Raw genomic sequence first — 8,325 nt, forward strand, 5'->3', positions numbered from 1 at the left:
GTCAGGCCCTCACTATGATGATTGGCCTAGAATTCCAGGCCAGCGGCTCGGGCGCCATCGGCTAACGCTTTAACCCGGCCAATATATTTGAAGCCGCCGCGATCAAACACGACCTGTCGAATGCCCTTTTCGATGGCCCGACGGCCCACCAATTCACCCACCAGGCGCGCCTTTTCCGTCTTGGTCAGACCCTGGAGTTTTTCCCGCAACTCCTGATCAATCGAGGAAGCAGCCGCCAGGGTATGCCCGGCCTCATCATCAATCACCTGTGCATAAATCTCTTTCAGACTGCGGAAAACGCACAGACGAGGCCGTTCAGGCGTGCCAAATACTTTTTTACGCACCCGACGGTGCCGACGAATTCGGGCTTCTGCTCGCGATAATCTGCTCATATGCGCTCCACCTACTTCTTGCCGCCCTTACCGGCCTTACCACCTTTGCCGGCTTTGCGGCGGATTTTCTCACCCAGATAGTGTATGCCTTTACCATGATAGGGCTCCGGCGGGCGCAGTTCGCGGATATTGGCCGCTACCTGCCCAACCAACGCCTTATCAAAGCCCATTACCTTGATCTGCCGGGCGCGGGTATCCACATCAAAGGCAATCCCCGCCGGCGGAGTCACTACAATGGGGTGGGAGTAGCCCAGGAACAATTTCAAATTACTGCCTTCCATCTCGGCACGATAGCCTACGCCTTCAATTTCCAGCACTTTGGTAAAGCCCTGGCTCACCCCGGTGACCATATTTTGAATCAATGCACGGGTTGTCCCATGCAGAGCACGCACCTGAGGCTCATCCGAGGAACGAGCGACGATGATCTGCCCGTTTTCGAATGAGACCGACAGGCGAGGCGAAAATTCCCAGGACAATTCGCCCTTCGGCCCCTTTACCTGCAGGCGCGTTCCCTGAATATCTACCTGCACCCCCGCCGGGACAACCACCGGTAAACGACCTATTCGTGACACGCTCAACCTCCTTCAACCGATGATTCGCCTACCAGACTTTGCATAGAATCTCACCACCCACATTGAGTTGGCGAGCGCGTTGTCCGGTCATAATCCCCTTAGGGGTGGAAAGGATGGTGATCCCCATTCCAGAGAGCACCCACGGAATATCACGCTTACGCGTGTAGATACGGCGCCCCGGCCGACTGACACGCTCCAACCCGCTGATCACTGGGCGGCGCTGGCGTCGTTCTCCCACATACTTCAATTGAATGCGGAGAACACGCTCATGGGGCTTGGCGCCCTCAACGATTTCATAGCCTTCAATGTAGCCCTCTTCCTTCAAGATGCGGGCAATCTCCGCTTTGATCTTCGAACTGGGCATACTCACACTCGCGTGCCCGGCCATGATGGCGTTGCGAATGCGGGTTAACATATCGGCAATCGGATCATTCACACTCATACTGACCTCCAACCTGGCCTTACCAGGAGGCTTTCTTAACGCCGGGGATCTTCCCTTCCAGCGCCAGTTCGCGGAAGCAGATACGGCACAGCCCGAAGCGACGGATATAACCGCGCGGGCGACCGCAAATACGGCAGCGATTGCGCACCTGGACCGGGTATTTTCGCCGGAGTTCTCGGTAAATTAAGCACTTTCTGGTCATATCAACCCTTCCTGAAAGGCATTCCCAAAAGCTCTAATAACTTTGCCGCCTTATCATCACTCCCGGCATCGGTGACAATGGTAACTTCCATGCCACGCACCTTATCAATTTTGTCATATTCAATTTCCGGGAAGATGATCTGTTCGCGCAAACCCAAAGTGTAATTACCACGGCCATCAAAAGAATTGCGCGATACACCACGAAAATCACGCACCCGGGGCAGGGCAATATTGATTAAGCGGTCCAGGAAAGCCCACATGCGCTCGCCACGCAGTGTGACCATGACGCCAATCTGGCGACCCTCGCGCAATTTGAACGCGGCAATGCTTTTGCGCGCTTTGGTGATCACCGGCTTTTGCCCAGTGATCTTGCTTAAGTCTGACGCCGCCGCTTCAAGCGCTTTGGGATTGTCAAGAGCTTCACCCAGGCCGATATTGATAACCACCTTGCGAATGCGCGGCACCTGCATGGGGTTCGTGAAATTGAACTCCTTCATCAGGGCAGGCACCACTTCTTTTTGATAGCGTTCTCTCAACACATTCATACTCTCGATCCTCCGCGGCCTATTCATCAATTAGGGCCTGGCACTTCTTGCATACCCGGCGCGCCTTGCCGTCTTCACCGCGCGAGATACCCACCCGGGTGGCCTTGCCACATTTTGGGCAGACCAGCATAACATTCGAGATGTGGATGGGCGCCTCAAAGCGCACCCGCCCCGGGGTAATCGTGCGGCCCTGTGCTTGGACTTGCCGCTGATGTTTGGTGCGAATGTTGACACCCTGAACCACCACACGGGCTTCTTTGGGCAGGACGCGGATGACCTCACCGCGTTTACCTTTATCGTCGCGGCGACCGCTGATGACTTCAACCGTGTCCCCTTTGCGAATCTTGAACTTCATGGCATCACTCCTGCGCACCCGAATTAGATGACCTCAGGGGCCAGGGAAACGATCTTCATAAAGCCCTTTTCACGTAGCTCACGCGCCACTGGCCCAAAGATACGCGTCCCTTTCGGGTTGTGGCCATCGGTGTCCAGAATCACAGCCGCATTATCGTCAAAGCGAATAATTGAACCATCCTCGCGCCGCCATTCCTTAGCACAGCGGACGATAACGGCTTTGACGATCTCACTCTTCTTCACGGCACCTTGCGGGCTGGCCGATTTCACCGTCGCCACCACCACATCACCCACATGGCCATACTTGCGGGTTGAGCCACCCATGACATGGATGACCAGCAACTCTTTGGCCCCTGTGTTATCGGCTACTTTTAATCGCGATTCATGCTGGATCATGGCTTATACTCCTTCACCAGCGGATTCCTGAATCTCAACCACCGGCTTTCCTTCGCGCTTGAGGATGGCTTCCACCACCCACCGCTTTTCGCGAGAAAGCGGGCGACTTTCAACAATCACGACCTCGTCTCCTATCTGACATCCCAACGTATCATGCGCCTTAACGCGCTTGGATGAGTGCACCACCTTCTTATATAGAGGATGGCGATAGGTGCGCGAGATCTCGACCACCACGGTCTTCATCATCTTATTACTGGTGACCACACCGGTTAATCGTCGTCGCTTGTTCATCGGGCACCCTTCCCTGCATCTTTCTCTTTCGCTTCAGCTAGCTCACGCTCACGCAGGATGGTCAGATAACGCGCAATCAGACGACGGGTTTGCTTGATACGGCTGGTATCCGTCAACTGCCCGGTAGTCATCTGAAAGCGCAAGTTCATCAGTTCCTGCCGTGCATCAGCCAGCTTGGCCTTAATTTCTTCGGTAGTCATCAGTCGAATCTGTTCTGGTTTCATGCCGATTCTCCTGCTACCACTTCTTCGTACGCCACAATCTTGGTCTTAATGGGTAGCTTGTACGCAGCCTGACGTAAGGCTTCCATTGCAACATCGGCAGGCAAACCACTTACCTCAAACATAATACGTCCCGGGCGTACAACGGCCACCCAATATTCCACATTCCCCTTTCCTTTACCCATACGGGTCTCGGGGGGTTTGCGCGTGTAGGGCTTATCCGGGAAAATACGAATCCACATTTTGCCGCGGCGGCGCATCGCCCGCACGATGGTGCGGCGCGCAGCTTCGATCTGGCGGGCAGTAATCCAGGCCGGCTCCAACGCCTGCAGCCCGAACTCGCCGTACACCAGTTCAGCGCCACGAGTGGCTTTTCCCTTCAAGCGCCCACGCTGTTGTTTGCGCCACTTAACACGTTTTGGCATCAACATAATTCACTACCTCTCTCTCTGCGGATGGTTTCAGCCCACCGCGAATATTATTCGCTGACGTAAACACCCTCGGTAGCTTCCACCTTCTCTTCCGCGCCAGGTAGAACATCGCCTTTATAAACCCAAACCTTAACCCCGATGACGCCATAAGTGGTTTGGGCGATGGCGCGGGCAAAATCTACATCGGCACGGATAGTCTGCAACGGCACACGGCCCTCGCGCAGCCAGACACTGCGGGCCATTTCAGCGCCACTCAAACGCCCAGCAACCTCAATCTTGATGCCCTGCGCACCCTGGCGCATAGCCTGCTGGATAGCGCGTTTCATGGCCCGGCGGTAAGCCACACGGCGTTCAATCTGGCTGGCAATATTGGTCGCCACCAAATAGGCGTCCAGGTCGGGATTCTTGACCTCCTTGATCTCCAGATCAATCTTCTTGCCGGTCAACGCTTCCAAATCCTGGCGGATCTTCTTGACTGACTCACCTTTGCGCCCGATCAAAATGCCCGGCTTGGCCGTATGGACGATCACTTTGAGTTTGCCCGGGAAGCGCTCCACTTCCACCTTGGCCACCCCCGCCTTCTCGGCTTCAGCCATGATCAAGCGGCGAATCTCAAAATCCTGGTGCAACTGCTCAGTGTATTCCTGCCCTTCGGCATACCAACGCGCTTGCCAGGGCTTGATGATACCTAAGCGAAATCCAATCGGATGAACTTTGCGACCCATATACGCTCCTGATTACCAATCTCTCGCCAGAAGGTTGGATTCAACCACCTGGATGCTCTCCTATTCTCGCTCCCGCAGGATGACCGTCACGTGTGACGAACGGCGCAGGATCGGTCGAAAACGCCCGCGTGCACCAAAGCGGCGCCACTTGCGCGTCGGCGCCTCATCGGCAGTGATGCGGTAAACGTAAAGGTTCTCGCGGCTAATACCAAAATTCTCTTCGGCATTCGCCACGGCTGAAGCCAATAGTTTGCGCACTGGCCGTGCCGCCCCTTTGGGAACGAACTTCAAGATATCCAGGGCTTCGACAGCCGGCTTACCGCGCACCAAGTCAATCACCAGGCGCACTTTCTGGGCAGAGATTGGACAATATCGTAATTGCGCGCGAACATCGGTAGCCATAGCGCTCACCTCTTCTTCGAGGATTTCTCGGCCACATGGCCGCGGAACGTGCGCGTTGGCGCAAACTCACCCAGACGGTGCCCCACCATGTTCTCGGTGATGTAAATCGGCACATGGCGACGGCCATCATGCACCGCAATCGTATGCCCAACCATCTGCGGGAAGATGACACTCGCGCGGCTCCAGGTTCGAATCACCTTCTTCTCGCCACGGAGATTCATCTCCTCGATGCGTTTGAGCAACTTCGGATCAACATAAGGTCCTTTTTTCAGTGAACGTGACATACGCTCGTCCCTCTTCTACTCATCCATTGTGTCCACAACGCTTATTTACGTCGTTTCACAATGTATTTATCAGTCTGCTTGTTACGGCGGGTCTTATAGCCTCGTGTAGGCTTACCCCAGGGTGATTTCGGCCCGGGCATACCAATGGGCTGGCGGCCTTCACCACCACCATGCGGATGGTCGCGTGGCGACATTGCCGTACCGCGCACCGTAGGACGAATACCCAAATAACGCTTGCGCCCGGCCTTACCCAATTTGATGTTGCTGTGCTCAAGGTTGCCTACCTGCCCAATGGTGGCATAGCAGGTCTGACGCACCAAACGCACCTCACCCGAAGGCAAACGGATTTGCGCGTAGTCGCCCTCTTTGGCCAGCAACTGCGCCGCCGCGCCTGCTGAGCGCACCAATTGCCCACCCCGACCTTCGTAAAGTTCAATGTTGTGGATCATCGTACCCACAGGGATGTTGGCAATGGGAAGGGCGTTCCCGGGGCGAATATCCACGCTCGGTCCGGCCATCACCGTATCGCCAACCTTGAGGCCCAATGGCGCAATAATGTAGCGCTTCTCACCATCGGCATAATGCAACAACGCCAGGCGCGCGGTGCGGTTGGGATCATATTCAATCGCCGCCACTCTGGCCGGGATGCCACGCTTATCGCGCTTGAAATCCACCAGGCGAATATAGCGGCGCACCCCACCGCCACGATGACGTACCGTAACCCGCCCGTACATATTGCGGCCCGCATGGACTTTGCGCACCACAATGAGCGAGCGTTCTGGCTCGGTCTTCGTGATCTCCTCAAAGGTATATCCGGTCATGCCACGCAGACCGGGGGTTACCGGTTTATAGACCTTGATACCCATCACTCAACCCCTTCCAACAGTGGTATGCGATCCTCGGGCGCCAGGGTAACAATCGCCTTTTTGTAGCCCGGATTGCGAACCACCCAACGGCGGCTACGCGCCCGACGTGTTCGCTTGGCCGGCACGTTGACGATGTTCACGCGCAACACACGGACGTTGAACAACTCCTCAACGGCCTGCTTTACCAGATCTTTGTTCGCTTCTTCAGCGACCTCAAAGATATACTGGTGCAATTTCGCCATCTGATAATGCGATTTCTCAGTAATAATGGGGCGGCGGAGAATATCATAAATCGTCAACATCATCGTCCTCCTACCCTCCCAGGTAACTCGTAATCACATCCAGCGCCGCCACCGGCATAATGACCTTATCAAAGGTGAGCAAATCGCGGATGTTCAAATAATTGGCTAATAATGTTTTCGTCTCCGGCAGGTTGCGCGTTGAAAGGATGACGTTTTCATAAGAGGCTTTTTGCGGTAGCAGGATCAACGCACTGGAGTCACCCACCAGAGCACCCAAAGCCTGAGCCATAAGACGCGTGCGCGGTTCAGGCAACGCCAGGTTATCCACCAACACAATCGCCTGCTCGGCAGCCTTTACCGATAGCGCTGAACGCAGCGCTGCTCGACGCATCTTGCGTGGCATGGCCAGGGTGTATTTATGCGGATGTGGGGTGTGTACACGACCGCCACCTTTCCACTGCGCCGCACGGATAGAACCCTGTCGTGCACGCCCGGTGCCTTTCTGCCGCCAGGGCTTGCGCCCACCCCCCGAGACCTCATTGCGGGTCTTGGTGTCATGGGTACCCAGGCGTGCATTGGCCATCTGGCGCACATAAGCCTGGTGCATCAAACTCACATTGATTGGGGCGTTGAAGATCTGATCAGGCAATTCCACCTGACCCACCTTCTGGCCCGAGAGGTTATAAACATCGGCTAACATAGTTCTACTACTCCCTCAGTCCCGGTAATACTCACCGCTTTTGTTTGCGTGCCTCGCGGATCATCACCAGGCCACCGCGCGGACCCGGAACCGAACCGCAAACACCGATTAGGTTGCGCTCAGCATCTACCAGCACGACCTTGAGATTCTGGGCCGTGACACGCTGGTTACCCATATGCCCCGGCCCCCGTGAACCCTTATAAACTCGCCCAGGCGTGGTACCGGAACTGCGCGAACCTGGCGCACGATGCCGATCCGACTGACCATGGGTTTTAGGGCCGCCGCGGAAGTGATAGCGTTTAACACCGCCCTGGAAACCACGCCCCTTGCTGGTGCCAATAACATCCACGCGTTCGCCGATCGAAAAGACCTCAACGGTAACTTTATCACCCTCGTTGACCTCAGGCGTCTTGACCCGGAACTCACGCAAAAAGCGCAATGGTGGAAGATTAAGACCATTGCGTTTGAGGTGCCCGAGTTCACCCGCCGTCAGGCGCTTGGGCTTGACTTCCTGGTAACCCAGTTGCACCGCTGAGTAGCCATCTCGATCCGGCAAGCGCACCTGGGTAACGTAGCATGGCCCAGCCTCAATGACAGTGACCGGGATAGCGGCACCCTCCTCATCGAAGATCTGGGTCATGCCGATCTTCTTGCCAATCAGCCCTTTGAACATCTCTGTTGTTCTCCTTACTGTTTTAGTTTTTCCGAGACTGTCAGCCTGGGCTAGGCCGCATCATCTCTGACCGCGGTGCAGTCAGTAGCGGGCTGCGTCACCTTCACGTTGTTTGCGCGGGCGCCCACCCGTCTACTCTTGCATCGCCTTGTCGGGTCTTATCCGAAAAACCGCTCTATTTTACCGCAATGTTGCGCTTTTGACTAGACCCTAAATCTTGATTTCAATATCCACGCCCGCTGGTAGATTCAGGCGCATCAGCATGTCAATCGTCTTCGAATCAGGGTCTAAAATGTCAATCAAGCGCTTATGCGTTCGGATTTCAAAGTGCTCGTGCGAATCTTTATCAATGAACGTCGAACGACGAACGGTGAAGCGTTCAATGCGGGTGGGTAAGGGCACCGGCCCCACCACCCGCGCCCCGCTTCGCTCCGCGGTCTCGACAATCCGCCGCGCCGACTGATCCAAAACGCGATGATCATATGCTTTAAGACGGATGCGAATACGTTGTTTCGCCACCATAACTAGCCACCTAATCCAGAATCTTGGTGATGACGCCGGCACCCACGGTCAAGCCACCTTCGCGGA

18 protein-coding genes are annotated in these 8,325 nt (G+C 55.6%); all 18 read right to left on the bottom strand.

The genetic code is table 11. The features are described 5' to 3' along the window. Positions 1 to 26 precede the first annotated feature (26 nt). The 18 genes from rplR to rpsJ all read right to left on the bottom strand — a co-directional run bounded on the left by rplR (position 27) and on the right by rpsJ (position 8,256). Positions 27 to 392, bottom strand: coding sequence for a 50S ribosomal protein L18 (rplR, locus tag AC01YT_RS11515; RefSeq protein WP_315624373.1), 366 nt, complete (start codon positions 390 to 392; stop codon positions 27 to 29). Between the two features lie 11 nt (positions 393 to 403). Further along, positions 404 to 964, bottom strand: a complete 561-nt coding sequence (gene rplF, locus AC01YT_RS11520; RefSeq protein WP_476675570.1) for a 50S ribosomal protein L6 — start codon at positions 962 to 964, stop codon at positions 404 to 406. Positions 965 to 992: 28 nt separating this feature from the next. Beyond that, complete coding sequence (gene rpsH, locus AC01YT_RS11525) at positions 993 to 1,406, bottom strand: 30S ribosomal protein S8 (RefSeq protein WP_315624375.1); 414 nt, start codon at positions 1,404 to 1,406, stop codon at positions 993 to 995. 19 nt (positions 1,407 to 1,425) lie between these two features. Further along, the gene (locus AC01YT_RS11530; RefSeq protein ID WP_315624376.1) at positions 1,426 to 1,608 is read right to left on the bottom strand and encodes a type Z 30S ribosomal protein S14; all 183 of its coding nucleotides are present in this window, start codon (positions 1,606 to 1,608) and stop codon (positions 1,426 to 1,428) included. A gap of 1 nt (position 1,609) precedes the next feature. Then, on the bottom strand, positions 1,610 to 2,152 hold the full coding sequence (gene rplE / locus AC01YT_RS11535) for a 50S ribosomal protein L5 (protein ID WP_476675573.1): 543 nt from the start codon (positions 2,150 to 2,152) through the stop codon (positions 1,610 to 1,612). Positions 2,153 to 2,171: 19 nt separating this feature from the next. Beyond that, entirely contained in the window at positions 2,172 to 2,507 is a 336-nt protein-coding gene (gene rplX / locus AC01YT_RS11540; RefSeq protein ID WP_315624377.1) for a 50S ribosomal protein L24, read from the bottom strand. A gap of 23 nt (positions 2,508 to 2,530) precedes the next feature. Then, the gene (gene rplN / locus AC01YT_RS11545) at positions 2,531 to 2,902 is read right to left on the bottom strand and encodes a 50S ribosomal protein L14 (protein WP_299026554.1); all 372 of its coding nucleotides are present in this window, start codon (positions 2,900 to 2,902) and stop codon (positions 2,531 to 2,533) included. 3 nt (positions 2,903 to 2,905) lie between these two features. After that, positions 2,906 to 3,193 (bottom strand): 30S ribosomal protein S17, encoded by a 288-nt coding sequence (rpsQ, locus tag AC01YT_RS11550; RefSeq protein WP_315624378.1) that lies wholly within the window; start codon positions 3,191 to 3,193, stop codon positions 2,906 to 2,908. Then, positions 3,190 to 3,417, bottom strand: a complete 228-nt coding sequence (gene rpmC / locus AC01YT_RS11555; RefSeq protein ID WP_315624379.1) for a 50S ribosomal protein L29 — start codon at positions 3,415 to 3,417, stop codon at positions 3,190 to 3,192. The genes rpsQ and rpmC overlap by 4 nt, the downstream gene beginning before the upstream one ends. Further along, on the bottom strand, positions 3,414 to 3,845 hold the full coding sequence (gene rplP, locus AC01YT_RS11560; RefSeq protein WP_476675577.1) for a 50S ribosomal protein L16: 432 nt from the start codon (positions 3,843 to 3,845) through the stop codon (positions 3,414 to 3,416). The genes rpmC and rplP overlap by 4 nt, the downstream gene beginning before the upstream one ends. Before the next feature lie 47 nt (positions 3,846 to 3,892). Next, complete coding sequence (gene rpsC / locus AC01YT_RS11565; RefSeq protein ID WP_315624381.1) at positions 3,893 to 4,570, bottom strand: 30S ribosomal protein S3; 678 nt, start codon at positions 4,568 to 4,570, stop codon at positions 3,893 to 3,895. 60 nt (positions 4,571 to 4,630) lie between these two features. Next, a complete protein-coding gene (gene rplV / locus AC01YT_RS11570; protein ID WP_315624382.1) occupies positions 4,631 to 4,972 on the bottom strand; it encodes a 50S ribosomal protein L22 in 342 nt (113 codons plus the stop codon). A gap of 5 nt (positions 4,973 to 4,977) precedes the next feature. Beyond that, positions 4,978 to 5,256: a 30S ribosomal protein S19 gene (gene rpsS, locus AC01YT_RS11575; RefSeq protein ID WP_054520526.1), complete on the bottom strand. Its 279-nt coding sequence runs from the start codon at positions 5,254 to 5,256 to the stop codon at positions 4,978 to 4,980. 41 nt (positions 5,257 to 5,297) lie between these two features. After that, positions 5,298 to 6,122 carry a 50S ribosomal protein L2 gene (rplB, locus tag AC01YT_RS11580; protein WP_476675580.1) on the bottom strand — a complete coding sequence of 275 codons (825 nt, stop codon included), beginning with the start codon at positions 6,120 to 6,122 and terminating at the stop codon, positions 5,298 to 5,300. Then, the gene (rplW, locus tag AC01YT_RS11585; RefSeq protein WP_424914256.1) at positions 6,122 to 6,424 is read right to left on the bottom strand and encodes a 50S ribosomal protein L23; all 303 of its coding nucleotides are present in this window, start codon (positions 6,422 to 6,424) and stop codon (positions 6,122 to 6,124) included. Before rplW ends, rplB begins: the two co-directional genes overlap by 1 nt. A 10-nt stretch (positions 6,425 to 6,434) precedes the next feature. Beyond that, positions 6,435 to 7,064 carry a 50S ribosomal protein L4 gene (gene rplD / locus AC01YT_RS11590; protein ID WP_476675582.1) on the bottom strand — a complete coding sequence of 210 codons (630 nt, stop codon included), beginning with the start codon at positions 7,062 to 7,064 and terminating at the stop codon, positions 6,435 to 6,437. A gap of 31 nt (positions 7,065 to 7,095) precedes the next feature. Continuing rightward, positions 7,096 to 7,737: a 50S ribosomal protein L3 gene (gene rplC / locus AC01YT_RS11595; protein WP_476675584.1), complete on the bottom strand. Its 642-nt coding sequence runs from the start codon at positions 7,735 to 7,737 to the stop codon at positions 7,096 to 7,098. 210 nt (positions 7,738 to 7,947) lie between these two features. Next, on the bottom strand, positions 7,948 to 8,256 hold the full coding sequence (gene rpsJ / locus AC01YT_RS11600; RefSeq protein ID WP_054521310.1) for a 30S ribosomal protein S10: 309 nt from the start codon (positions 8,254 to 8,256) through the stop codon (positions 7,948 to 7,950). Between the last annotated feature and the right edge of the window lie 69 nt (positions 8,257 to 8,325).

Source organism: Thermanaerothrix sp. (genome assembly GCF_056331585.1).